We start from the raw sequence: 24,490 nt of genomic DNA on the forward strand, positions 1-24,490 counted from the left end.
TCTAATTTTTTTTTGCAAAATAAAAGAAGCTATGGAGGCCCATAGCTTGTTTTCAAAGACAAAAGTACTCACAAGCTATTACCTCCCTCTACCACGCTTACGAGGTTAGCTGACGGGTTCGGGTCGTGAGGTGACCCTACCCCTTCTTTAATAAAAACAATCAAAGAAGGGGATTCACCCCAAACAATTGGGTCCCCCGTTCCCTTCTGCTCCAAATAGCAGAAGGAATTCAGCGTTCTAAAGGATAATAGCCAAGAAATGATTAAATTGTAAGTTTAATTATACACTATGTATCTAATATTGTCAACGCCTATCTTTTTATAATTTTTATTTTTTTCTAATATATCTTAAACTTGTTAACATTTTTACGCAATGATGCGTGTTTTAGTATTAGAAAGCTTATTAATTTTTTTCTAAATCTATTAAATATTTTTTAATATTTAAGCCCCCGCCGTATCCCACCAAGTCACCGCTTTTACCTATAACCCTGTGGCAGGGCACTATTATAGGAATGGGATTTTTATTGTTAGCCTGCCCTACTGCTCTTGCACCTTTAGGAATACCCATTTTTTGCGAAATATCTTTGTATGTCTTTAACTCCCCGTAAGGTATTTTTAACAATTCATTCCAAACCTTTTTCTGAAATTCAGTGCCCAATAAAAGGAGCGGCACACTAAATTCCCGTAAATTTTTTTTAAAGTACAAGTCAAGTTCTTTCTCAGATTTTTTAATAACCCAATTGGCTTTTTTAATAAAAAAAGGATTTTTAAAATACCTATAAAAAAATACCTTATCAATTTTTTCATTTTCAAAGGATATTTTTATTAAATATTTATCTATCGAAAAAATGATCAACCTGCCTATAGGTGTGTAGATATCATCATAATATATTTCCATGACTATTCTCCTTTGGAACTTTCAATTTTCTTAATATTACATAATACTACATAGCCGATTCGTATATTTTATAAATATCCTCGTAATTAAGATTTCCTGGTGTCGTCGATAGATTATGGGTCAAAAATTCAACCACATGTTTGGTTAATATCCTCAAATCTTCCTTATTTACCCCGAAATACTCCAATCTTTGCGGCAGGTTTAATTTATAAATTATATTTGAAATCCATTCGATTACCCTCTCCGCTTTTTCATCTTCAGAAAGATTTTCATTTATTTTAAAAATTGTTGACAAAGAAGCTAACTTTTTTACAATATGGGGTTTAATATATTTTAAAAACGGCACCGCTATGGGACATAGCCCCTCACCATGATTTGCCCCAAAGAAACTGCTTAAAGGATGTTCCATTGCATGAAGGGCACTGACTCCTGAAAGCCCTATGGAAATCCCTGCAAGATTGCTCGCAAGGGCCATACAGCTCCTTTTTTCGATATCATCCCCGTTATTATAAGCATCCTCTAAGTTTTCTGCAATTAGACTCATAGCTTTTAAAGAATACATCTCTGTAAAAGGCTGGCATCGCAGACTTATGTAAGATTCTAACGCATGGAAGAAAGCATCCATTCCTGTAAATGCTGTAATTCTCTTAGGCATTGTTGTCATCAATTCGGGGTCTATGATAGATACCTTCGGATAAATTGAAGGATTTCTAAACCCTTTTTTTACATTAGTCTTAGGATTAGTCATAACGGCAATGTTGTTCCCTTCACTGCCTGTTCCCGAAGTTGTGGGTACTAATATAATCGGGACTGCATTCTGAGCCTTTTTGCCTTCAAAATATTCTGCCAAATCCCCCTCGTTTTTCATTTTAAAAGCTATTCCTTTGGCTGTATCCATAGCGCTTCCGCCACCCACTCCTATAATGACATCTGCTGAAACTTCCATTGCAAATCTTGCTCCGTTTTCTATTTCTTCAAAAGTAGGGTTAGGCAAAACTTTGTCGTAAATTTCCGGTTTAACTCCTTCTTTTTCCAAGCTCCATACTATTTTTTCTAATGCACCAGAGCGCTTGGAACTTGATTTTCCGGTTACTACAAGAGCCTTTGTGCCGTATTGTTTTGCGTAAATTCCTATTTGGTTTATCGTAGCTTTTCCAAATACCAATTTAGTAGGTAAAAAATACTGAAACTCCACTTGTTATCCCTCCAAATCCTTAAAACTTAGTTGTCTATATAAATAATAATTTAAAATAAGCATCATTATAGCTCCTACCAAACCAAGCCAAAAGGTACATGCCCATACCGCCTCTATTTTGTGATTTTTAAGAAAAACTCCCGTTATCATAGGGCTAACAGTAAACCCCGATCTCATAATAATATCCATTACGGAGTTAAACCTACCCCTATGAGAGATTGGGGAATTTTCCGCAATAAAAGTCCTGTTATTTACCGCATCAATGATTTCTCCCAAAGTCCAGATAAAAGTAGTAATAAAAAACATTAATGGTGTATTAGCAAAATAATTAAGTCCGAAGCCTACTGCAAACAATATTCCTGCAATTCCCACGCAAAAAAGGCTGGAATATTTCTTGGTAATAGAGTTTATAAAAGGGGTAAAAACAACCACTGTAATGGCATTTAGACCCATCACCATACCGTACAACTTAGCCCCATTGGAATTAAACAATTGGTTTAAGTGAAGAGGCAAGGAAAAGGAACACTGGCTGTAAACTAAGCTAAAAATGATATAAATAAAACCGAAAGCCAAAAGTATAGGCCTTTCCATTAAAGCCCTAACAGTGCTGCCTTCTTCATAAGTTTCATATGTCGAGATTTTCAATGATTTTAAATCTTCTTTTTTTGGTAAGGTTTCATCTACAAAAAAATATATTAAAGTCATAGCAATTATTGTCGTTAGAGCATTTCCTAAATACAATAATTTTGTGTAATTTTTGTATAAAAAACCGGCAACAATCGAACCTAAAGCAAAGCCCAAATTTACTCCTAAATAGCTCAAGGAAAATGCTGTTTTTCTTATACCTTCTTCTGAAATGTCGGTAATCATAGAATTAAAAGCAGGGCTCGCTATGGACAAAGATAGGCTTGAAGCTAAAAGAAGATATATAATTATTTCAGGGTATTCTATAAAAGAACATACAATCAAGCAAACCGCGGAAATAAGGTGAAAAATTATCATTATTTTTTTTCTTCCGATAGTATCAACGAGTTTACCTCCTATTAGTGAACCGGGAACAATAATAAAAGTAACTAATGCTACTATGTAACCCGTATAGTCCTTCGAGTAGCCATATTTATCGGTTAACAATAATGTCAAAAAAGGCCTTACAAAATTCCCAAATGAATTAATCATAAAGGCAAATATTATAACGTAAAGAGCTTGGGGCAAATTCATATACTCTTTTATCAAATTAACCCCCCTCCCCCGTATAAAACATTATAACATAATATAATCATATTTTTTAAAAAATTGCTTTTTAAAAAAAAAAGAATCCCTCTTTGGGGATTCTTTCTACGCTATTATTTTTTCCAAAAATACCTTAGTCCTTTCGTGGCGGGGGTTTTTGAAAACATCTTCTACTTTGCCCTGTTCCAAAATTACACCTTTATCCATAAAAACAATATTGTCAGCAATTTCCCTTGCAAAACCCATTTCGTGCGTTACCACAATCATGGTCATACCTTCTTTTGCAAGGTCCCTTATAACATTAAGCACTTCTCCTACCAATTCCGGATCTAACGCCGAAGTGGGTTCATCAAAAAGCATAAGCTTAGGTTCCATCGCAAGCGCTCTTGCTATAGCGACCCTTTGTTTTTGCCCTCCTGAAAGCCTCGCAGGATATTCATCCCTTTTATCTTCAAGCCCGACTTTTTTTAATAATTCCAATGCAATCTTTTCTGCCCTGTTTCTTTCCATCTTTTTTACCGTTACTAAACCCTCCATAACATTTTGTATTGCCGTCATGTGGGGAAATAAATTAAAATGCTGAAAAACCAAGCCTATATCCTGTTGCATTTTTCTAAAACTTCTATCCTTTTCGACCAATTTATTGCCGTTAAAAAATATCTCCCCTTTTTCGTACCTTTCAAGACCTTTAATGCACCTTAAAAGTGTGCTCTTCCCCGAACCACTGGGACCAATTATTACCACTACTTCACCCTTATTTACATTCAAATTTACATCATTTAATACCCTCAGCTTCCCGAAAGATTTATATAGGCCTTTTACCTCCAACACTGCATTATTCATATATAGACATTCTCCTCTCTACCCTGCCGAAAAGCATGGTGAAAACCGTCGTCAGCACAAGATAAAGTATTCCAGCAGTTAAAAAAACCTCTACTGGCCTAAAAGAATTAGAATACATCTGGAGTGCAGCCCTCATCAAATCGGTCATGGCAATGGATGAAACCAATGATGAATCTTTTAGCAGGGCGATAAATTCATTGCCCATAGGCGGTATTATCCTTTTGAAAGCTTGAGGAAGTATAATCCTTCTCATAGCCTGGTAGTAGCTCATCCCGAGGGCTTTAGCTGCCTCCATCTGCCCCTTGTCAATGGATTCTATACCTGCACGAATTATTTCGGCTATATAAGCAGCAGAATTCAGGCTCATACCCGAAACTGCAGATAAAAAAGGCGAAAGGTTAATGCCGAAAAAGGGCAGCCCGTAGTAAATTGCAAAAAGCTGCAGCAAAAGAGGTGTGCCTCTTATTACATAAATGTAAAAGGAGGAAAACTTTTTTAAAACCGAGCTATTTGATATTTTCATTAGGGATAAAAATAAACCAAAAATTGTCCCAAAAACTACGGAAATCACCGTAAGTTCAATAGTAACTACTGCGCCTTTCGAAAGTATGGGAATAAGCGAAACAATATACTTTATATCCATTTTCCCTGCTATTGCTCCTTTTTTATAGGTGTTTTATCAAAATATGGCATTATTCAAACTTTATCTCTTCAAATACCGATATGTCCTCTCCAAACCATTTTTGAGAAATCCTTGCCATGGTTCCATCATCTTTCATTTCTTTTAACACCTTTGTTAGAGCTTCCCTCAAAGCTTTATCCTGTTTTCTGAAAGCAATCCCCACAGGTTCCTTCACCAGAGGAAATAATACTTTAAATTGTCCAGGCCTTTTTGACATATAATACCTTCCTACCAATTCGTCCACTACAATCGCATCTAACCTTTTATTGGCAAGGTCTAAAAAAGCCTCGGTAAACTTAGAATATTTTTTTAATTCTTTTATGCCTTCTAAGGTCTTTGCAGCTTCTTCACTGGTGCTTCCTAGCTGAGTGCCCACAATTTTTCCCTTTAAATCTTCTTTTGTTTTAATAGATTCTTCATCTCCTCTTACGACTATAACCTGAGATTCATTCAAGTATGCTGGGCTAAAATCTACCTGCTGTGCCCTTTCTTTTGTCATGCTCATACCAGACCAGATTATATCAAATTTCCCCGAATTCAAAGCAAGGATTACCCCGTTCCAATCGGTTGGGATCCATTCTACTTGAACACCAAGCCTCTTGGCTGCTTCCCTTGCAAGATCAATGTCGTATCCTACAAGGTTATTCTGTTCATCTCTAAATTCGAGGGGAGGAAAAGCATCATCAATGCCTATGGTTATCTTCCCAGCCTTTTTAATCCTTTCCAAAGAATCATCCGTTTGCTGAGATGTATTTGCTGCTGTGTTTTCATTGGACTGATTGGCAGCTTTTTCTGATTTGCTTGAACACGCGCTTAGGGTTACAATAAAAACTAAAATCAATAAAAAAGATATAAACCTTTTTAAAATTCCTTTCATTTTATTGCCTCCTTATTTCCTCATAATTTTTTAGATTAAAGTTGTAATAAACATGTTTTGAATTTACAAGTATATTATACTTTAATTTATTAAATTAGTAAATAACGAAATCGTTAATTTTTTATGAAATACCCTTAAAAAATTACTATAAAGTATTATAATTTAGACATAAAGTATTGAATATTATATATTAATGAAGTATTAATGAAAGGGCGGATAAGCAATGGAAAAGATCCGGATAGGAATAATTTTTGGCGGGCAGTCGGCCGAACATGAAGTTTCTCTCATGTCTGCAAGCTCTATTATTAAAATAATAGATAAGTCTAAATTCGATGTTTTAAAAATAGGTATAACAAAAGATGGAAGATGGCACCTTTATTTTGGTGATGTAGAAAATATTGAAAACGGCCAGTGGATAAATCAAGCTGTACCTGCTTTTATCGTCCCAGACCCAAGCCGTAAATACATGATTACCCTGCAAAACGGCATTGAAACCCGTTACCCTGTAGACGTATTTTTCCCTGTACTCCATGGGCCGAGAGGGGAAGATGGTACATTGCAGGGCATTTTTGAACTCATGAATATACCTTATGTCAGCTGTGGAGTAACTTCGTCGGCCCTTTGTATGGATAAGGTCTATACAAAAAAAATATTAAAGAATGAAGGACTGCCGGTTGCTGATTTTAAGGTTTATTTTAAAAAGGACCTACTTTTAGAAATTAATGCAATTGTAAGGGAAATCGAGGAATCCTTAGGCTTCCCCTGCTTTGTCAAACCAGCCAACTTGGGCTCCAGTATAGGGATTACCAAAGCCCACAATAAAGAAGAATTAAAAGATGCCTTATTTTTAGCCAGCGAATACGATACGAAAATCATAGTCGAAAAGTTCATCCCTGCGCGAGAAATAGAGGTTTCAGTGCTTGGAAATGAAAACCCCATTGCTTCTTTACCGGGGGAGATTATACCGAGCAATGAATTTTATGACTATACTGCAAAATACTTTGATGGAGGAAAATCAAAGCTTCTAATTCCCGCTCCCTTAGCAAAGGAAGAAACTGAAAAAGTAAAGGATTTAGCCGTAAAAGCCTTCAAAGCCTTGGATTGTTCCGGTATGGCAAGAGTAGACTTTCTATTAAGCAAGGTTACGGGAATCTTTTATATAAATGAACTGAACACTATTCCCGGATTTACCAAAATAAGCATGTATCCCAAACTCTGGGAAGCATCGGGACTTTCCTATAAAGACCTAATCGAAAAATTAATAGAACTTGCCTTTGAAAAGTACCGCGAAAAACAGGCTCTAAAGCTTTATTGATTAAAAAAGCAGTAGCTTGTAAGCTACTGCTTTTTATTTATAAAACCTAACTTTTCTGAAATCCTTTCTGCACACCTTTTAACCACTTCCAAAAGCTTTTATATTATGAAAAGCAAAAAGCCAAGGCTTTTAACCTTGACTTTTTGCTTTTAAGGTTACTCTTCCTTTATAGCCTCTGATGGACAATTTTCTAATGCTTCTCTTGCTTCATCTTCTGCATCCGCCGGTACTTCAGTATCGATGGCCTGAGCTTTACCATCATCATTCCAGCTGAATACATCTGGGCAGGTGTCGATGCAAAGCCCACAGCTTATACATAAATCTTGATCAACATATACCTTCAAGGATAATACCTCCTTCTAAAATTTTCCTCGTATATTTTACCACAACTGGCTTACCTTATGCAAAGGTTTTTTTATTTGAGTCTTTTTAAAATAATTGGTGTACGTTATAATTTAAATGATTTTAATAATTTTTTAGCCATATTTTTATGGGAGGAACTTATCGTGCAAATATATAAAGGAAAAATTGACTCAGATACCTTCAAAAGGGGTTTTCTTTCAGGGTTAGAGGTAACTTGGCAGCTTGCCAAGATTGTAGTCCCAATTTATTTTATTGTTACTTTTTTAAAGTATACCCCGCTAATGAATTTTATTACCCGGGTTTTTTCACCAGTTATGGGTATTTTTGGACTTCCCGGTAGGGCTGCAATAGCACTTGTCCTCGGTAATCTCGTCAATTTATACGCTGCCATCGGTGCAATGGTGTCTCTCTCCTTAAACGCAAGGGAAATAACCATCCTCGGCATTATGCTTTCCTTCTGCCACAGCCTTCCTGTGGAAACCGCTCTTGCAAAAAAAATAGGGCTTTCAGCAGCAAATGTCGTCCTTGTTAGAGCAAGCCTTTCTATCATAGCAGGAATATTATTTAATTTGGTTTTAAATTAATCTTTGGCAATAAATTTTAATAAGTAGATTGTAAGGTGATAATATGTTTGAAACTGTATTAAAAATTCTAAAAGAAGCCTTTTTTGGTTCCCTTTCATCAGTAAAACAGATTACTGTAATTGTTATACCTATAATGATGGTTCTCGAAATATTAAAGGACATAGGCTTAATAGATAAAATAGCAGAACTTTTTTCACCAATTATGAAAATTTACGGGATGAAAAAAGAATCTGGATTTCCATTGGTGATTGGAGTAATTATAGGAATTTCATACGGCGCTGGGGTAATATTTAAAGCCTCTAAGGAGTTTGCCTTGCCTAAAAAAGACCTATACCTTGTAACCTATTTTTTAATATGCGCTCATGCCATTTTTGAGGATACCGCAATTATCGCTGCTATCGGTGCAAACGGTATTTTGATATTAACCGTAAGGCTATTAGTCGCTGCACTTTTTACCTATGCGGCATCAAAATTTCTCGACAGAAAAGCTGAAAATGAGGTGAAGTTATGAATGGAAATGAGAAAAATTCATACAAGGTAATTAGCCTTCCAAAACTAAACGGTTTAAAACCTACTTTAGAATCAACGGCCTTAAAATTAATGGAAGAGGCAGGAGAACTTGCTCAAGCTATAGGCAAATTCAGAGGACAAAGCGGAGAAAAAGTAACAATGGGAGAAAAAGAGGTTTTAGACAAGATAGCAAGAGAACTGCTTGATGTAGCTCAGGTTGCTGTTTCCATGATGTTTGTTTTAGAAGAAAATTATAATATTGACACCAATGAAAAAATAAGACAGCATATTGAAAAATTAAAGGCAAAGGGTTACATAGTGTAGCCCTTTTTTCATCTCTCCGAATTTAATTCATTAACAAAAGTGGCAATGTTTTGTAGAAATTCCAAATTTGTTTTTGTTCTTTTTAAGCGGTTAATCAAAATCGAAGTTGCTTCTACGGTGTCGTAATTTGCCAGGGCTTTTCTTAACACCCATATGGCTTCCAGCTCGTTTTTTGAAAACAGCAATTCTTCCCGGCGTGTGCCGGATTTTTTTATATCTATTGCAGGATATATCCTCCTTTCTGCAAGTTTCCTGTCAAGGTGCACTTCCATATTTCCAGTCCCTTTGAATTCCTCATAAATAACATCGTCCATCCTGCTTCCCGTTTCCACAAGGGCTGTGGCTATTATAGTAAGGCTCCCACCTTCCTCAATATTTCGCGCAGCTCCAAAGAACCTTTTCGGCTTGTGGAGTGCCGCCGTATCAAGCCCTCCCGAGAGGGTCCTTCCTGTAGGTGGAACCACTAAGTTGTTTGCCCTTGCAAGCCGAGTAATGCTGTCAAGGAGGATTACCACATCTTTTCCGCTTTCCACAAGCCTCTGAGCCCTTTCCAGCACCATATCAGCTACCCTGATGTGATTTTCGGGCAGTTCGTCAAAGGTAGAGCTTATAACCTCTCCTTTTACAGAGCGCTTCATATCAGTAACCTCTTCTGGCCGTTCATCAATGAGAAGCACTATAAGCTCTACTTCAGGATGGTTTATCGCTAAGCTGTTTGCAATTTTTTTCAACATCATAGTTTTTCCTGCTTTAGGCGGTGAAACTATAAGTGCCCTTTGTCCCTTGCCGATAGGTGCGATAATATCTATTATTCTTGTCGACATATCCGCTGGATCGTATTCCAATTTAAAACGCGGCTGGGGGAAAATAGGGGTAAGTAGGTCAAATTCTTTTCGTGTTACAGCGTGTTCAGGCGGTAAACCGTTTACGGCCCTGACCTGAAGGAGAGCCCTGTATTTTTCTCCTTCCTTTGGGAGTCGGACTTTACCGCTCACTAAATCCCCTGTCTTTAGATGAAACTTTCGTATCTGGGAAGGAGATATATAAATATCCTCTTCAGAAGGCAATAAATTTTTACCCCTTAAAAAACCGTAGCCGTCGGGCATTACTTCCAGCACACCTTCTCCATAATCTTCTTCTTCTTTTTCCTTTGGAAGAATTGTTGTGTTCATTTCATTTTCCTGTATTTTCACCTGTTCCCTCTTTTCAATTTCCTCGTAAATTCTTTCAATCAATTCCATTTTCCTGTATTTATAATATCCCGGAATTTTTAATTCTTTTGCTATATTTTGTAATTCTGCTAAGTTCTTGTTTTCTAATTTTTCATCCTGCAAAAATATCCCTCCAACCGTGCAAAGGATTTCCCTTTTTTGTATATTTATAGTATAAGATTTTTATCAATATACTTCAATTATAATTTAAAAACCGCCCTTATCCTCTTTTATTAAGGATTTTCGGCGGTTTTAATTTTTGTTCCCTTTTAAAAGTCATTCGTCCAGGGAAACTCTATATAAAATACAGTTCCTTTCCCTTTTTGAGATTTAAAGTATATAGCACCTCCATGGTTTTCTACTATTTTTTTTGAAAGATAAAGCCCCAACCCCGTCCCATTATCTTTTGTAGTAAAAAAAGGTGTAAACAACTGATTTTGTGTAAACTCATCCATCCCTTCACCGTTATCCTCAAATTCTATTAATACTCTTTCCTCTAAAAGTCCAGACCTTACAATTATAACTCCCTTTTCCTTTATAGCATCAATGGCGTTTAAAAGTAAATTAGCAAAAAGTACATTTAAAAGGTTCCTATCCGCCATAATATTTAAATTATCGTTTAAACACAGAGTATATTCTATTTTCTTCTTTTTCAACTCTGCTTCGTAGAAACCAAACACTTCCTCTAAAACATTTTTTAGATCTAATTTTTGAATATTACAATTTATAGATTTATAGATTAGAATTATTTCTTTTGCTAAGCTTTCAATTCTATCTAATTCCCGAATAGAATTGTAAATAAACTTCCTTCTGCCATCGGTTTTATCCATACTGAGTTCTAATAATTTTAGATAACCCTTTACAGCAGTTATTGGGTTTTTTACCTCATGCATGAGGGATGAAAAAAAGGTGCTTTCTGAAATTTCGTTATCTTCCTCTATATGAATCAGGTAATTCCTATCGTTTTTATTTGTTTCAATACAATAAGGAATGATGTTAAAAATGTGCATATCGTAATCAACTTCGTTAATTTTATTCTTAATAATAATTCTATGGGGCTTGTCCAGTTTCATAAAAACTTCTTCCTTTCAGTTTGTCTAAACTGCATAACTAATCACTTTATCTAAACAGTTTTTTAAATTATCAAGGTCGATAGGTTTTTCTAAAAAATGAATAATGCCTCCTAAACTCTTGGCACTTTTCTCAACCCTCTTACTCACAATGTCAGAAAAACCTGAAGTAATAAAAATAGGAATCTTAGAATTTATCTTCCTTATCTCCTCAATTAATTCCAATCCATCCATCCCCGGTAGGCAGTAATCCACAATTGAAAGATCCACCCTATTTTTTCGAAGCATTTGAAGAGCTTCATAAGGGGTTTTTGCTTCTAAAGGAGAATAGCCAAAAAAACTCAAGGCGTCCACCAGAAGAGCCCTGACATACTTTTGGTCTTCCACTACCAAAATATTCCCCTTTTTCATAATACCCCCCCATCTTGTAAAGATTAAAAAATTTTTTAATTTATTATCTGCTATATTTATTCTCCAAACATTGTAAAATTCCTTCTTTTTCACTAAAAAAAGCGGGATTTAAGCCCCGCTTTTTGTTATTTCTCTTTTATTTATTGACTTACTGAAGTAGATAAAGGTATATAAACCACATTCTCTAAATTTAGTTTTGATAGATAATACTGAAAAATTCCATAGGCCTTCTGAAGTTCAGCCTGCTTTAACGCCTCCTCTGCCTGTGCAAGGTCCACGCTTCTTATTATTCCCTCTTTGTAGTTCAATAGAGAAAGCCTGTAACTTTCCTTTGCAAATTCTACCATTTTATCAAACACACCTAAATTGTCTTTTGTAGCAATAAAATCTAAATAGACTTTTCGAACCTCATTTTCCGCCTTGTTTTTTGCATCTTCGTATTTTACTTGAGCTTCTTTAAGACTTAATTCTTTCTCCTTGTATTTAAAAGTATTCTCCGGATATACTTTCTTTATCATGTCAAAATCGTAACCTGCAATCTCCAAACCTTTTTTTGCTTGAACAACATCCATCCTATTTTCCATTGCTTTTTCAATCAACTGCTGAAGTCCTTCAATTTCTTCATTTGTCGGTAGGTTTAAATTGTCCTTTAATACAACACTCATATCAGGAGGAATATTTAATACCCTTTTAAGGTCTAAAAAAGCCTTTTCTTTCTCTACCTCTGCGGATTTTAGTTCGGTTTGAGCCTGTGATACCTTCAAGTCCGCGTCCATTAAATCTTTCTTAGCAATTAAACCTTGTTCGAAATTCTCTTGTGCAATCTTTAACATATCCTGCGCCCTTTTTAGGCTGCTCTTTTTAATTTCGTAATTTTGATCAGCCAACAGGGCCTTATAATACAAAGCTATACAACTATACCTTACCATTTTTTCAGCAGCTTCACGGGAAAGTTCCGCCATTGTTACTTGGAACTCCGCCTGTTTTTTCTGCAATTCAGTTTGGTACTTATAGTCAAAATCAGAGGTGGAAAGGGTGAGCATGCCAGCTTTTTCCTTTTCCTTTGCCTCCTTGTCGTTAAATTCTATCACATCTTTATATAGCTTAGCCTTTTCAATGGAAATTTGTGCAAGCTGTAACTGCTGACTATTACTTAAGGCCAACTTTAAGGCATCATTAAGCGTCAGCTCTAAAGGTTTCCCCTCCTCTTGACTTTTTATTGAAGGAGATAATACAAAGCCTGAGATTAAAAGCATAAAGGCCATTACAAGAAGCCTTATCTTAATTTTGCTTTTTTTCATCCTTATCACCCGCTTTTTTTAAATTAAGAAGCTTTTTTGAAAAATTTTATCCTCTGCCCGAGATCCTCAAATACGGTGTAAACAACTGGTATTACCACAAGGGTGAGCAGGGTTGATACAGTAAGCCCTCCTATTACGACCGTTGCCATAGGAGCTCTGAGTTCTCCCGATTCGCCTAAACCCAGTGCCAAAGGCAACAATCCTAATATTGTGGTAAGAGTAGTCATCAAAATAGGCCGTAATCTCAAAGGCCCTGCTTTTAATATAGCTTCCGTCCTCGTATAGCCTTTCATCCTCAACTGATTTATAAAATCGATTAATACAATTGCGTTGTTTACCACAATTCCTCCTAACATAATGACACCAATAAATGCAGGCACATTCAAATGTCTTCCCGTCAAAACTAAAGAAAATACAACTCCTATTACAGCCAAAGGTACAGAAAACATAATTATAAAAGGTTGAAATAGCGATTCAAATTGTGCTGCCATTACCATATACACAAGAAGTATTGCCAAAATTAGGGCAAAGGTAAGATCCTTGAAGGCTTCAATTAACTGTTCTTGTTCGCCGCCCATTTTTATCTCATAACCTTGAGGTAAAGGTATATTTTTAAGCTTTTCTTCTATCTCCTTGTTTACATCTCCAACAGGCCTTCCAGAAATTGTACCGGATATAGTAACAGCCCTTACCTGGTCTTCCCTGTTTATCGCAATAGGACCATTTTCTTTTTTAATCTCGGCAATTTCGGATAAAGTTACAAAACTGCCTGTAGGTGTTGGTATTATAAGGTTTTTCAATTTATCTATGCTAGAAACGGCGTCTTCTTCCGCTTTTACCACAACATTAATTTCTTCCCCTTCGTGCCTGTATTTCGTTGCTGTTAAACCTGAAATGCTGTTTTCTATCATCTTTGCTATTTGAGCCGAACTTACACCGTAAAAAGCCGCTTTCACCTTATCGACCTTTATTTGAATTTCGGGCCTGCCTTTCTCCAAGCTGCTTTCCACTTCTCGAGTGCCTTCAATCGATTTTACCACAGCAACTACCTGATCGGAAATATTTTTTAGCTTATTGAGGTCATCACCTTTGATTACAATAGAAACCGGCTTTAAAAGCCCTCCTCCAGAAAAGTCAAAGGTGCTGACAGCCCTAACCGTTATTTTTGCACCTGGAATATTCTTGCATATTCCTCGGATTTCATCGGCGATTTGCGCACTCTTTCGTTTTCTTTCCGATAAAGGTACCAGTTTTACACTTATGGTGGCCTCATTTTTACTGGCACTGTTCATGCTCATCATAGAGCTGCTGCCAGAAATCCCAACATTTGTAAGTATTCCTTCTATCTCCTTTATGTTTTTTATTTTGCCAACCAGCAAATTCACAGTTTCCTCAACCCGTTCAAGCCTTGTACCATAGGGCATTTCTACATTAATATTTATCATCCCCGAATCCGATTGGGGTAAAAACTCAGTCCCCACAAAGGGAATAAATAGAAGGCTTATTATGAATAATATTACAGCAGTTGCAATAACTTTTTTTCTATTTTTTAAAGCCCAGGCCAATAAATTCCTGTACCTTATTTCAATATTTTGATAAAAGGAGGAGAATTTTTCCATAATACCAAGCTTTTTCCCCTTATCTGCTACCATAAGCCTTGAAGACAAAAGAGGAACCAGTGTAATGGCTACTACCAAGGAGGCTAAGAGGGAAAAGGTAACAGTAAGTGCAAGTTCTTTGAAAAGCTGTGCAGTTATACCCTGTATAAAAACTATAGGCAAAAACACAGCGATTGTGGTCAAAGTTGAAGCAACAATAGCATTCGTGACCTCATTTGTGCCAAAAATCGCTGAAGATATGCTATCTTCTCCTCCTTCCCTGTGCCTGAATATATTTTCAAGAACAACTATAGAGTTATCTACGAGCATTCCTACACCTAAGGCAAGGCCTCCGAGGGACATAAGATTTAATGTTAGGTGATTAAAATAAACGAGGATGAAAGTGGAAATAATAGAAATAGGTATGGATATTCCAATTATCAAGGTTGAACGTAAATTGCCTAAAAATAGGTAAATAATCAATATTGCGAGCAGAGCACCGCTAATTGCGTTATCAACCACCCTGTTAATGGACTTTTTTATAAATTCAGATTGGTCAAAAATAGGAACAAAATGGACATCTTTACCTGCATCCCTTTTGATTAATTCAAGCTCTTTTAAAACCCTTTCTGCCACCCGTACGGTGTTGTAATCGCTTTGTTTTTGTATTATAAGTGTAATGCTGGGTTGGCCGTTGTATTTGGATATGGTCGTAATATCCTTATGGGTATCTTCAACCTTGGCAATATCTTTTAAAGGGATGGTTATCCCCGAGGGCAGCTGTACGGGTAAATTCTCTATCTCCGATACGCTGTTAAATTCGGCAAGAATCCTCACGAGGTAATCCTTCTGCCCGTAAGCAATAGAGCCTCCAGAAAAATTTAGATTTTCAAGTTGTAAAGCCCTTGCGATATTATCCATAGTTATACCGTAAAAAACCAATTTTTGAGGGTCAACCTTTATTTGTATTTCTCTTTCGGTGCCTCCCACAATGTCAACAGAAGCTACCCCTTCTGCCCTAAGTAGCTTTGGCTTTATTTCGTCCTCTGCATACTTTTTGAGCTGTGACACATCCTCCATTCCATATACTGCAACTTCCATCACAGGAAGCATTGAAGGGTCAAATTTATAAATCTGCGGGTTTTTTACCTCTGTTGGAAGGTATGCCTTCACCATATCTATTTTTTCTCGCAAGTCAAGGGAAGCAAAATCCATATTTGTGCCCCAGTTAAACTCTACAATAATAGTAGAATACCCCTCATTAGAAATTGAACTGATACTTTTTACATTTTTAACTGTTGCAATTATTTGTTCTAAAGGTTTTGTCACCACATTTTCTACTTCCTGGGGCCCAGCATCTTTATACTCTGTAACAACTACAGCTATAGGGAAAGAGAAATTGGGTAAAAGGTCGATACTGAGTCTTGTTAAGGATACAAATCCCAATACAATTACTACCAATATCATCATGAGCATGGTAACAGGGCGTTTAATTGAAAAGGAAGCAAGGCTCATTGTTTTTCACTCCCGCTAATTATTTCTACCTTATCTTTATCTTCAAGGTATTCTTGACCTTCTACCACAATGTTCTCTCCTTCTTTAAGCCCATCCAAAATAACTACGTTACCGGAGAGGACTTCTCCTACCTTTATTTTCCTCAAATGAGCGGTATTTTCTGAAACTACGAAAACTGCCTTGTCCTGGCCGAAGGTTAAAACTGCGTTTTCGGGTACAAAAAGGGCTTTTACTTCTTTCACTTTAACCTTTACCTTTGCCAGCATTCCAGGCTTTAAAAGCCCTTTTTCATTTTTAATTGCAATCTTTACAGGATAGCTTTGGGTTTTTGAATCCTTAAAAATGCCCACATCAACAACTTCACCTTCACCCGAGAAATCTACCGAATCCACTCTTATCAAGGCCTTATCCCCTACTTTTACTGCATTTATCCTATTCTCAGACAAAAATACTTTCATTTCCAAATCTTTTAAATTTCCCATTACCGCGACTACTGTACCTGCACTTATAAACTGTCCCTCTTTTACATTTATTGACCCTACTGTACCATCAATGGGTGCCGTTATATTTGTATTTTCCAAAGCACTCAAAGCTGTGTCTAAAGCGGCTTTAGCCTGATTTAATTGGGCTTTCGCCCCTTCTATCATGTCAGGTATGGCTTTCTCTTTTGTAAGGGTTAACTGAGTTTTTGCAGATTCCAGTTGTTCCTTTGCAATCTTATACTGCAATTCCACATTCTCAAATTGCTGCTTTGAAATAGCCCCCTGTTCAAACAGGTTTTTCATTTTTTCATAATTGCTGAGGGCATTATTATAATTTAACTCGGCCTGGTCGACAGCAGATTGTAATCTCTCTACCTCCTGGACCGATTGACTATTTTTGACTCGCGAATAATTTGATAAAGCAAGTTCATAAGCTGCTTTTGCCTGATTTACTTGATTTATCACATCCTTATCCTCTATTTTAATTAATACATCACCTTTTTTAACTTCTTCCCCTTCTTTTACCAGCACCTTTTCCACTTTGCCCGACATTTTCGACACTAAAACTATCTGGCCTTCAGCTTCCAAAATGGCTGGAAATTCTTGATATTCAGATATAATATCTTTTTTTAGCGTAAGAACCCTTACCGGCACTTTTTCCTCTTGGGCTTTAGGCTGATTTTTATTGATAGAACAACCAGTAAATAATAATGTTGAAACTAAAAACAGGACTGATATTTTTACTAAAGTCTCCTTTAAATACTTTGAAGAATAATACATTTTCTAAACCCTCCTATTCTTTGCATAATTCTCTAAAGCGAAGGAAATTATTATAAGAGCTGAAAGCCAAATCCCCCCTATCAGTAAGCCTGCAAATACATCAGAAGGATAATTTAACAAATTATAAACCCTACTAAAACCAATCAGGACAATTAGTATAAATGCAATAAAAATTATAGCATACTTTTTTATTTTTTTATCTAATTTTTTTATAATCAAAAAAATTGTATATCCAATAAAAGAAGTGATGACCAAAATTGAGCCGCTCGGGAAGCCGTACTTAAAAAATAAATTCATAGGCACATCAGGAATAGGCCTCAGTCTTTGTATCTCATTTTTTAGTAGTAACTGTATTACAAGCGCCCCCAAAAAAGATGCAGCTGTCATAATCAAATAAGAAAGTTTCTTATAAAAAATAAAAACAATAACTAAACTAAGAGCTAATATAAATATAATTATGTAAGGAGATTCTACAATTTCAATAAAAAATTGGGTAGCTTTATCCATAAGCGGCGATTTTAAATGAGTTAAAATAAATTTTACTATTATTCCATCTAAGTAATCCAATTCCTTTTCCCTCAATTCCGTAACCATTTTAATAAATATTAAACTTGCTACTGCGCTAAAGCTAAGCCCAGCTATAATATAAACGCCAAATTCTCCATAAGAATTAATAAAACCAGAAAATAATTTATTAATTTTCTCATAAACTGGCTTGAGCCTTTTCTTTGTCTTAGCAAATAACCCAATTCTTGTGCAAACATAATAAATTCCGAAGACAAGCATTATAGCGATAAAGGACCCGGGGCCTAAAACTTTATTTACAAAGTACTCCGCTTTTTCGCCAAAAGAAATCACAATAAACGCTTCTAAGAAAAATCGGGCACTCCTGCTCAATAAAGCAGCGATAAAAAAGGTGAAGATATCCATTCTGAATATTCCCGAAGCAATTGTAAATACTTTATAGGGAATAGGAGTAAATCCTGCAACCGCTACTGCCCAAGCCCCGTATTTCTTAAAATTTTCTTCAATTATTTCAATCTTTGAACTACTGATAAACCTCAACAAAAGTTTTCTCCCGGCCCTTGTTCCTAAAAAATATCCGAAAAGTCCTCCTAAGGCTGAAGCAAGGGAAGCAATTAAAGCGTAAAAAAAGGAATTTTCTATATGAGCAAAACAAAGGGGAATCAAAATCAAATCAGGTGGAACTGGAAAAAAGGAAGCCTCGGCAAAGGATAATACAAAAAGCCCCAAAACACTGTTTTGTATGTCCAACATTTTTTCCCTCACCCTTCATTTCATTTTTGAAAAATCATTTACTTAAATATCCTACCAAAAAATACACAAAATATAAATGTGTATAAGGAAAATGCCCATTATCTTACAATATTTTTTAATTCTTTATGAAAAAATTCCCTAAAAATAGTTTTTAGCCCTTATTTGAAAAAATAAAGAGTAAATCAGTCCAATTGCATACTTTAAATTGAAATAATGGAGGTATATAATTTTAAATAGTGTTTTAGTGTTTATAAATTTTCTTAATTTTATTTTTCAACCTATACTTCAATAAAAGAGGGGGATACAATGGAACTCCCACAAATTATATATACTATTGCGATATTTCTTTACCTATTCTTTTTTGTGTTATTCCTAAGGTATTTTTTCTGGATGAATTATTCCTATAAATATTACTGGTCAAAGAGAAGACCCCTCAGCCTTTTAGAATTAAAAAGGCTTGCAAAAGAAAAAAATAAAAAGCTACCCATGTTTTCTATTTTAGTTCCTGCAAGAGAAGAAGCCGAAGTAATAGGTCAAACCATTGAAAACCTCGCAAAATTAAATTATCCCCATAATTTATTAGAGATTATAGTTATTACCGATGAAAAAGAGTTGGAAAAGGGAGTGCCAATTACTACTCAGCAGGTGGTAGAGCAGAAAATTGATGAATTTAAAAAAAGAAAAAACGCTCCTATTTTAAAACACGTTACAGTACCTTACGACTTTGACGGTTTTTATCAAGGACTGCGGCTTGGAAAACCAGTCCCCTCTACAAAAGGTAGAGCTTTAAACTACGGTTTATCCTTCATAGATAAGAATTCAGATATATGCGGATTCTACGATGCTGAAAGCCATCCGGAAAAGGATGTCCTTTTGTATATAGCTTCCCAATGGCTTTCCTCTAATCGTAAAAATTTAATATGGCAAGGACCTGTATTTCAAGTAAGAAATTTCTTTTACCTCAGCCCTATAACAAAAATTGCCTCTCTATACCAAGCTCTTGCCCATGAATGGTATATGCCCGTCCTCATGAGGCAGCTGCCTTTTGTCGGCGGAACTAACCTTTTTATAGAGTCAAAACTTTTAAAAGAAATAGGAGGTTTTGATTACAACGCTCTTACAGAGGACTTAGAAATAGGCGTAAGGGCTTACTTAGAAAAAGACGCTTGGCCGGAATATTTCCCATATGTAAGCACCGAACAGACCCCGGAAACTTATAAGTCCTTTTTCAGGCAGCGATTAAGATGGGCTTCAGGTCACATTCAGGTTATTGAAAAATTTCGCAAAGCCGACTGCTATGATATAAAAAAGAAAAATACAATTATCAAGAATTTACTGCTAAAAGGCGAAATAGAATGGGCTCTGTATCAATTGGCCGTGTTAATCCCTGTTGCTGTTTTGATCTTAAGTTTAAAAGGCCTTGTTAAACCAATATTCCTTCCTACTCCGCTTGCTTGGACATTGAAATCCTTTGTATTTATATACTTTGGTTTTACCTATTATCTTTATTTAAAATACCTGCGGTTTATGAAAATTCGCAGTAAACCAAATGTTTTTTTAGCTTTATTTGAACTACTGTTCCTCCCAATAGCGGGATTTTTACTGCCACTACCTTATACCTCTGCATTGATTTTGAGGGCCATGAACAAACAGCCCAAGGTTTGGGTTAAAACCCCGAGAACGCAAGAAGTTGCTGATTTAAGTATAAAAAACATATAAATATATAAAAACCCTTCATGAGATTTAGTTCTCTTAGTCTTATGAAGGGTTTTTTGTTTCTTGGTAATTTTTCTTTTGATTCTCAGCCTCATGGTGTGTATAACGGAGAATATTATATAATCGCAAAAAATAAAAAAAAAGATAAAAAAGGACTTTTGCTCGATATAAAGAAATATATTAAAAATATAATAGTTTTTAAGAGGTGTCCTTAAATTGAACGATTTTTTAGATAGAAAAAAAATAAAACAAAAGTTACGGGATATTATAGAAAAGGAAAGACTTATCATAGGTGCTGGTGTTGGAAGCGGATTTGCCGCAAAATATGCCGAAGAAGGCGGGGCGGATATCCTTTTTTTGTTTAATTCCGGAAGATTTCGCATGGCAGGTGTCCCTTCCCTTGCAGGCTATCTACCGTATGCCAACGCAAACGACATGGTAATTAACTTTGGGGTAACTGAAATCATACCAAAAGTTAAAAATATCCCTGTTATTGCAGGACTATGTGCAACAGACCCAAAATTTTCCCATAGTGAACTTTTAGAGACAGTAAAAAACTACAACTTTAGCGGCGTTATAAATTACCCAACCATGTCCATAATAAACGGAAATTTCAGATTGATTGCCGAAGAACAGGGCTATGGTTTTGACAATGAGGTTAATTTAATAAAACTCGCCAACGAAATGGATATTTTTACGGTAGCATTTGTACAAAACGAGATGGAAGCGGAAAAAATGCTTGAAGCCAACGCCGATGTGATTTGTGTACATTTTGGGTTTACCAGTGGAGGAGAAGGAAACATCAAAACCTTTATGCCATTAAATGATGCAGTTAATTTGTATTGCAGCATTTACAAAAAAATAATCGCCAAAAAAAACGACCAAATCTTAATGGTTTACGGCGGCCCTTTAGGTTATCCTGAAAGCATAAGGAATTTTTTAAGAGAAATTAAAAAGCGGGGTGCCAAGGTACACGGCTATATCGGCGGTTCAGCAATAGATAGTAATTACGTAAGGGAAACCATTACAAGTCTAACCCACCTTCTAAAAGGAATTAGCCAGCAGGAGATATCAAAATTAGGAAATCTTGTAGGCAGTTCCCAGTCTATGCAAAATATTTACGAAATAATAATGAAGGTGGCGCCAAGCGATATAACAGTACTAGTTACGGGAGAAAGCGGTACAGGAAAAGAACTTGTAGCTGAAGCAATTCATGAATTGAGTTTGAGAAAGGAAAAACCCCTTATAAAAATTAACTGCGCCAACCTCCCTGAAAATCTGCTTGAAAGCGAGCTTTTTGGCCATGAAGCCGGTGCTTTTACAGGAGCAATTAAAAGGCACATAGGTAAATTTGAACTCGCAAACGGAGGAACCCTTGTTTTGGATGAGATAGGTGAAATTCCTTTAAGCCTTCAGGCAAAACTTTTAAGGGTCATTGAAAATCAAGAATTTTACCGTGTAGGCGGAGAAAAGTTAATCAAAGTAGATGTTAGGATAATAGCCTGTACCAATAAAGATCTATCTAAACTTGTAAAAGAAGGGAAATTCCGTGAAGACCTTTTCTGGCGATTAAATGTCATTAATATAAACATGCCTCCCCTAAGAATGCACTTAGAAGACCTACCCGAAATTGTCGAAGAAATTGTAAAGCGCTACTGTAAAAAGCATAACAAATCCATACCAAAAATTGACCCTAACTTGATTAAAAACCTTAAACTTTATAATTGGCCGGGTAATGTTCGAGAATTGGAAAACTTCATTCACACCCTTTTGGTATTTTCAAACGAAAAAATGCTCTCCTTTAACGATAAAGCAGCAAACCTTTTAAAGGAAAAATTATTGCAACAAAACGAATATGAAAAGGAAACCCAAAGCCATCTTTTTAAACCCCATTCTAAATATGAAATTGAAAATAAAATTTTAATTGAAGTCTTAGAACAATGTAATTTTAACAAAACAAAAGCAGCGGAAAAGTTGGGGATAAGCAGGCGCACCCTCTACAACAGGTTAAAAAAAATGGGATATGATAAAGCCCCCTTTAATTTGTAACATTAAAGTTTACAACTTGCACACTTTCCTGTGAATCTACCTTCACAAAAAGTGTGACTAATCCTTTAAAGATAAAATAAAAATCCATTGGCATAAAGTTTGCTACCTCCTGAATACAAAATTACTTTTCAGGAGGTGATTTTTTTGGGTAAAGTTGTAGCCATCTTAGGTACTCTTGATACAAAGGGAGCCGAATTTAAATACTTAAAGGAAAAGGTAGAAGAATTCGGATGCAAAACCATTGTTATCGATGCAGGAATTTTAGAACCCCCTTATTTTGAACCTGACATCAAAAGGGATGAAGTTGCAAAAGCAGCTGGAGTAGAACTTAACAAACTCCTTGAAAAAAAAGATAGAGGAGAATCAGTAACGGCTATGGCAAACGGAGCCTCAATAATTGTCAAAAAGTTATATGAAGAAGGAAAGATAGACGGCATTGTCTCATTAGGTGGCTCCGCAGGTACATCAATAGCAACAGCGGCAATGAAACAGCTCCCTGCTGGTTTTCCCAAAGTAATGGTATCAACCCTTGCATCTGGAGACACAAGGCCTTATGTAGGAACAAAGGATATTACAATGATGTATTCTATTGTAGATATTTCCGGATTAAACAGACTTTCAAAACAAATAATTGCAAATGCAGCTGGCGCAATTTGTGGAATGGTAAATGCAAAGGTGAATGCTGAAAATGAAAAACCTATTATAGGCGCTACTATGTTCGGCGTAACCACACCTTGCGTAACTAAGGTAAGAGAAATCTTAGAAAAAAACGGCTATGAAGTGTTGGTATTCCACGCTACAGGCACAGGTGGACAGGCAATGGAAAGTCTAATTGAAGACGGTATAATTACCGCAGTAGCAGATATTACCACTACCGAGTGGGTAGACGAGCTCTGTGGTGGGGTGCTCTCAGCAGGGCCTCATAGATTGGAGGCTGCCGCAAAGAAAGGGATACCTCAAGTTATATGTCCAGGAGCCCTCGATATGTGCAACTTCGGTCCTATAGACACAGTACCGGCACACTATAAAAATCGAAACCTTTACAAACATAATCCCACAGTAACTTTAATGAGGACCACTCCAGAAGAATCAAAAAAATTAGGAGAAATTATCGGTAAAAAAGTAAGTGAAGCAAAAGGCCCAACAGCAGTAATAATCCCTAAAAAAGGGGTCTCTGCCATTGATGCCGAAGGAAAACCCTTTTACGATCCTGAAGCTGATAAGGCCCTTTTTGAAGCATTAAAAGAAAATGTAAAACCGCCTGTAGAATTTATAGAACTTGATTTACATATTAACGACCCTGAATATGCAGAGTTTGTTGCAAATAAATTGTTAGAATTAATAAAAAAATGGGAGGGTAATAAATAATGACAAGACAGGAAGCTTTAGAAAGGTTAAAAAAACAAATAGCTGAAGGAAAACCTATAATCGGTGCAGGAGCTGGCACGGGAATATCCGCAAAATGTGCAGAAGCCGGTGGAGTCGATTTAATCATAATTTATAACTCCGGAAGGTACAGAATGGCGGGAAGGGGCTCATTAGCAGGACTCTTACCCTACGGCGATGCTAATGCTATTGTTATGGAAATGGGTAGGGAAGTGCTACCAATAGTAAAAAATACCCCTGTCCTTGCCGGTGTTTGTGGGACTGATCCCTTTAGGGTAATGAAGATTTTCTTAAAAGAAATCAAAGAAGCGGGCTTTACAGGAGTCCAAAACTTTCCGACAGTAGGGCTTTTTGACGGAAAGTTTAGGCAGAACCTGGAAGAGACAGGTATGGGATATGACTTGGAAGTAGAAATGATAGCCCTTGCTCATGAAATGGATTTATTGACATGCCCGTATGTATTCACACCAGAAGATGCTGAAAAAATGACAAAAGCAGGGGCAGATGTGATAGTCGCACATATGGGACTTACCACAAGCGGCACAATAGGAGCAAAAACTGCCATAACCCTTGATGAATCTGTTGAAAAAATACAAGAAATTTGTGATGCGGCAAAAGCTATTAACCCTGAAGTTATAGTTTTATGCCACGGCGGACCAATCGCAGAACCCGAAGATGCTCAGTATGTTCTTTCAAAAACCAAAAACGTAGTCGGCTTCTTCGGTGCTTCGTCAATGGAAAGACTGCCTGCAGAAAGGGCAATTACAGAACAGGTCAAGAAATTTAAATCTATTATTTGGAAACATTAAAATAAAATAACACGGGGGGGCACAGCTGAGGTGAGCCCCCTTTTTTCTATTTTCCTCTAACCTT

General features: G+C 36.3%; 22 protein-coding genes and 1 riboswitch. Of the genes, 8 read left to right on the forward strand and 14 right to left on the reverse strand.

Annotated features, from left to right (window positions below):
* Positions 1–79: 79 nt before the first annotated feature.
* Positions 80–245, reverse strand: a riboswitch (cyclic di-AMP (ydaO/yuaA leader).
* Positions 246–402: 157 nt separating this feature from the next.
* From ACPLVF_RS00290 to ACPLVF_RS00315, 6 genes are all read right to left on the reverse strand, one after another.
* A complete protein-coding gene (locus ACPLVF_RS00290) occupies positions 403–897 on the reverse strand; it encodes a methylated-DNA--[protein]-cysteine S-methyltransferase (RefSeq protein ID WP_424905820.1) in 495 nt (164 codons plus the stop codon).
* Positions 898–943: 46 nt separating this feature from the next.
* The gene (locus ACPLVF_RS00295) at positions 944–2,092 is read right to left on the reverse strand and encodes an iron-containing alcohol dehydrogenase (protein WP_424905821.1); all 1,149 of its coding nucleotides are present in this window, start codon (positions 2,090–2,092) and stop codon (positions 944–946) included.
* A gap of 3 nt (positions 2,093–2,095) precedes the next feature.
* The gene (locus ACPLVF_RS00300) at positions 2,096–3,325 is read right to left on the reverse strand and encodes an MFS transporter (protein WP_424905822.1); all 1,230 of its coding nucleotides are present in this window, start codon (positions 3,323–3,325) and stop codon (positions 2,096–2,098) included.
* A gap of 102 nt (positions 3,326–3,427) precedes the next feature.
* Positions 3,428–4,153: an amino acid ABC transporter ATP-binding protein gene (locus ACPLVF_RS00305; protein ID WP_424905894.1), complete on the reverse strand. Its 726-nt coding sequence runs from the start codon at positions 4,151–4,153 to the stop codon at positions 3,428–3,430.
* A gap of 4 nt (positions 4,154–4,157) precedes the next feature.
* The gene (locus ACPLVF_RS00310) at positions 4,158–4,808 is read right to left on the reverse strand and encodes an amino acid ABC transporter permease (protein WP_424905823.1); all 651 of its coding nucleotides are present in this window, start codon (positions 4,806–4,808) and stop codon (positions 4,158–4,160) included.
* A 49-nt stretch (positions 4,809–4,857) separates the two neighbouring features.
* Positions 4,858–5,724: an amino acid ABC transporter substrate-binding protein gene (locus tag ACPLVF_RS00315; protein ID WP_424905824.1), complete on the reverse strand. Its 867-nt coding sequence runs from the start codon at positions 5,722–5,724 to the stop codon at positions 4,858–4,860.
* A 223-nt stretch (positions 5,725–5,947) separates the two neighbouring features.
* Here ACPLVF_RS00315 and ACPLVF_RS00320 point away from each other — a divergent pair, with 223 nt between their 5' ends.
* The gene (locus ACPLVF_RS00320; protein ID WP_424905825.1) at positions 5,948–7,039 is read left to right on the forward strand and encodes a D-alanine--D-alanine ligase family protein; all 1,092 of its coding nucleotides are present in this window, start codon (positions 5,948–5,950) and stop codon (positions 7,037–7,039) included.
* Between the two features lie 155 nt (positions 7,040–7,194).
* On the opposite strand, the gene ACPLVF_RS00325 is transcribed toward ACPLVF_RS00320, so the two are convergent.
* Positions 7,195–7,383, reverse strand: coding sequence for a ferredoxin (locus ACPLVF_RS00325; protein ID WP_424905826.1), 189 nt, complete (start codon positions 7,381–7,383; stop codon positions 7,195–7,197).
* 162 nt (positions 7,384–7,545) lie between these two features.
* Here ACPLVF_RS00325 and ACPLVF_RS00330 point away from each other — a divergent pair, with 162 nt between their 5' ends.
* From ACPLVF_RS00330 to ACPLVF_RS00340, 3 genes are read left to right on the forward strand one after another with little or no spacing between them, the layout of a single operon-like run.
* Positions 7,546–7,986, forward strand: a complete 441-nt coding sequence (locus ACPLVF_RS00330; protein WP_424905827.1) for a nucleoside recognition domain-containing protein — start codon at positions 7,546–7,548, stop codon at positions 7,984–7,986.
* A gap of 43 nt (positions 7,987–8,029) precedes the next feature.
* Positions 8,030–8,497 carry a nucleoside recognition domain-containing protein gene (locus ACPLVF_RS00335; RefSeq protein ID WP_424905828.1) on the forward strand — a complete coding sequence of 156 codons (468 nt, stop codon included), beginning with the start codon at positions 8,030–8,032 and terminating at the stop codon, positions 8,495–8,497.
* A complete protein-coding gene (locus tag ACPLVF_RS00340) occupies positions 8,494–8,820 on the forward strand; it encodes a MazG-like family protein (protein ID WP_424905829.1) in 327 nt (108 codons plus the stop codon). Before ACPLVF_RS00335 ends, ACPLVF_RS00340 begins: the two co-directional genes overlap by 4 nt.
* An 8-nt stretch (positions 8,821–8,828) precedes the next feature.
* Here ACPLVF_RS00340 and rho read toward each other — a convergent pair whose 3' ends face one another.
* The 7 genes from rho to ACPLVF_RS00375 all read right to left on the reverse strand — a co-directional run bounded on the left by rho (position 8,829) and on the right by ACPLVF_RS00375 (position 18,466).
* Positions 8,829–10,154, reverse strand: a complete 1,326-nt coding sequence (gene rho / locus ACPLVF_RS00345; RefSeq protein ID WP_424905830.1) for a transcription termination factor Rho — start codon at positions 10,152–10,154, stop codon at positions 8,829–8,831.
* A gap of 146 nt (positions 10,155–10,300) precedes the next feature.
* Positions 10,301–11,104: a two-component system sensor histidine kinase NtrB gene (locus ACPLVF_RS00350; protein WP_424905831.1), complete on the reverse strand. Its 804-nt coding sequence runs from the start codon at positions 11,102–11,104 to the stop codon at positions 10,301–10,303.
* A 24-nt stretch (positions 11,105–11,128) separates the two neighbouring features.
* Complete coding sequence (locus tag ACPLVF_RS00355) at positions 11,129–11,512, reverse strand: response regulator (protein ID WP_424905832.1); 384 nt, start codon at positions 11,510–11,512, stop codon at positions 11,129–11,131.
* 140 nt (positions 11,513–11,652) lie between these two features.
* Positions 11,653–12,813 carry a TolC family protein gene (locus tag ACPLVF_RS00360; protein WP_424905833.1) on the reverse strand — a complete coding sequence of 387 codons (1,161 nt, stop codon included), beginning with the start codon at positions 12,811–12,813 and terminating at the stop codon, positions 11,653–11,655.
* A 23-nt stretch (positions 12,814–12,836) separates the two neighbouring features.
* Positions 12,837–15,926 carry an efflux RND transporter permease subunit gene (locus ACPLVF_RS00365; protein ID WP_424905834.1) on the reverse strand — a complete coding sequence of 1,030 codons (3,090 nt, stop codon included), beginning with the start codon at positions 15,924–15,926 and terminating at the stop codon, positions 12,837–12,839.
* Entirely contained in the window at positions 15,923–17,188 is a 1,266-nt protein-coding gene (locus ACPLVF_RS00370) for an efflux RND transporter periplasmic adaptor subunit (RefSeq protein ID WP_424905835.1), read from the reverse strand. Before ACPLVF_RS00370 ends, ACPLVF_RS00365 begins: the two co-directional genes overlap by 4 nt.
* Positions 17,189–17,191: 3 nt before the next feature.
* The gene (locus ACPLVF_RS00375; RefSeq protein WP_424905836.1) at positions 17,192–18,466 is read right to left on the reverse strand and encodes a VTT domain-containing protein; all 1,275 of its coding nucleotides are present in this window, start codon (positions 18,464–18,466) and stop codon (positions 17,192–17,194) included.
* Positions 18,467–18,772: 306 nt separating this feature from the next.
* Between ACPLVF_RS00375 and ACPLVF_RS00380 the strand changes: the two genes are divergently transcribed.
* The 4 genes from ACPLVF_RS00380 to ACPLVF_RS00395 all read left to right on the forward strand — a co-directional run bounded on the left by ACPLVF_RS00380 (position 18,773) and on the right by ACPLVF_RS00395 (position 24,426).
* Positions 18,773–20,185 carry a glycosyltransferase gene (locus ACPLVF_RS00380; protein ID WP_424905837.1) on the forward strand — a complete coding sequence of 471 codons (1,413 nt, stop codon included), beginning with the start codon at positions 18,773–18,775 and terminating at the stop codon, positions 20,183–20,185.
* A 213-nt stretch (positions 20,186–20,398) separates the two neighbouring features.
* The gene (locus ACPLVF_RS00385; protein ID WP_424905838.1) at positions 20,399–22,231 is read left to right on the forward strand and encodes a phosphoenolpyruvate hydrolase family protein; all 1,833 of its coding nucleotides are present in this window, start codon (positions 20,399–20,401) and stop codon (positions 22,229–22,231) included.
* 144 nt (positions 22,232–22,375) lie between these two features.
* A complete protein-coding gene (locus ACPLVF_RS00390; RefSeq protein WP_068747536.1) occupies positions 22,376–23,599 on the forward strand; it encodes a Tm-1-like ATP-binding domain-containing protein in 1,224 nt (407 codons plus the stop codon).
* The gene (locus tag ACPLVF_RS00395; protein ID WP_424905839.1) at positions 23,599–24,426 is read left to right on the forward strand and encodes a phosphoenolpyruvate hydrolase family protein; all 828 of its coding nucleotides are present in this window, start codon (positions 23,599–23,601) and stop codon (positions 24,424–24,426) included. The genes ACPLVF_RS00390 and ACPLVF_RS00395 overlap by 1 nt, the downstream gene beginning before the upstream one ends.
* Positions 24,427–24,490: the final 64 nt, after the last annotated feature.

Source organism: Thermovenabulum sp. (assembly GCF_049701175.1).
GTDB lineage: Bacteria > Bacillota > Thermosediminibacteria > Thermosediminibacterales > Thermosediminibacteraceae > Thermovenabulum.

Bases quoted from the DNA above. Each gene is read 5' to 3' on its own strand.
- ACPLVF_RS00290 (WP_424905820.1), bottom strand. From the start codon at position 897: ATGGAAATATATTATGATGATATCTACACACCTATAGGCAGGTTGATC.
- ACPLVF_RS00310 (WP_424905823.1), bottom strand. From the start codon at position 4,808: ATGGATATAAAGTATATTGTTTCGCTTATTCCCATACTTTCGAAAGGC.
- ACPLVF_RS00315 (WP_424905824.1), bottom strand. From the start codon at position 5,724: ATGAAAGGAATTTTAAAAAGGTTTATATCTTTTTTATTGATTTTAGTT.
- ACPLVF_RS00320 (WP_424905825.1), top strand. From the start codon at position 5,948: ATGGAAAAGATCCGGATAGGAATAATTTTTGGCGGGCAGTCGGCCGAA.
- ACPLVF_RS00335 (WP_424905828.1), top strand. From the start codon at position 8,030: ATGTTTGAAACTGTATTAAAAATTCTAAAAGAAGCCTTTTTTGGTTCC.
- ACPLVF_RS00340 (WP_424905829.1), top strand. From the start codon at position 8,494: ATGAATGGAAATGAGAAAAATTCATACAAGGTAATTAGCCTTCCAAAA.
- ACPLVF_RS00350 (WP_424905831.1), bottom strand. From the start codon at position 11,104: ATGAAACTGGACAAGCCCCATAGAATTATTATTAAGAATAAAATTAAC.
- ACPLVF_RS00355 (WP_424905832.1), bottom strand. From the start codon at position 11,512: ATGAAAAAGGGGAATATTTTGGTAGTGGAAGACCAAAAGTATGTCAGG.
- ACPLVF_RS00360 (WP_424905833.1), bottom strand. From the start codon at position 12,813: ATGAAAAAAAGCAAAATTAAGATAAGGCTTCTTGTAATGGCCTTTATG.
- ACPLVF_RS00365 (WP_424905834.1), bottom strand. From the start codon at position 15,926: ATGAGCCTTGCTTCCTTTTCAATTAAACGCCCTGTTACCATGCTCATG.
- ACPLVF_RS00370 (WP_424905835.1), bottom strand. From the start codon at position 17,188: ATGTATTATTCTTCAAAGTATTTAAAGGAGACTTTAGTAAAAATATCA.
- ACPLVF_RS00375 (WP_424905836.1), bottom strand. From the start codon at position 18,466: ATGTTGGACATACAAAACAGTGTTTTGGGGCTTTTTGTATTATCCTTT.
- ACPLVF_RS00380 (WP_424905837.1), top strand. From the start codon at position 18,773: ATGGAACTCCCACAAATTATATATACTATTGCGATATTTCTTTACCTA.
- ACPLVF_RS00395 (WP_424905839.1), top strand. From the start codon at position 23,599: ATGACAAGACAGGAAGCTTTAGAAAGGTTAAAAAAACAAATAGCTGAA.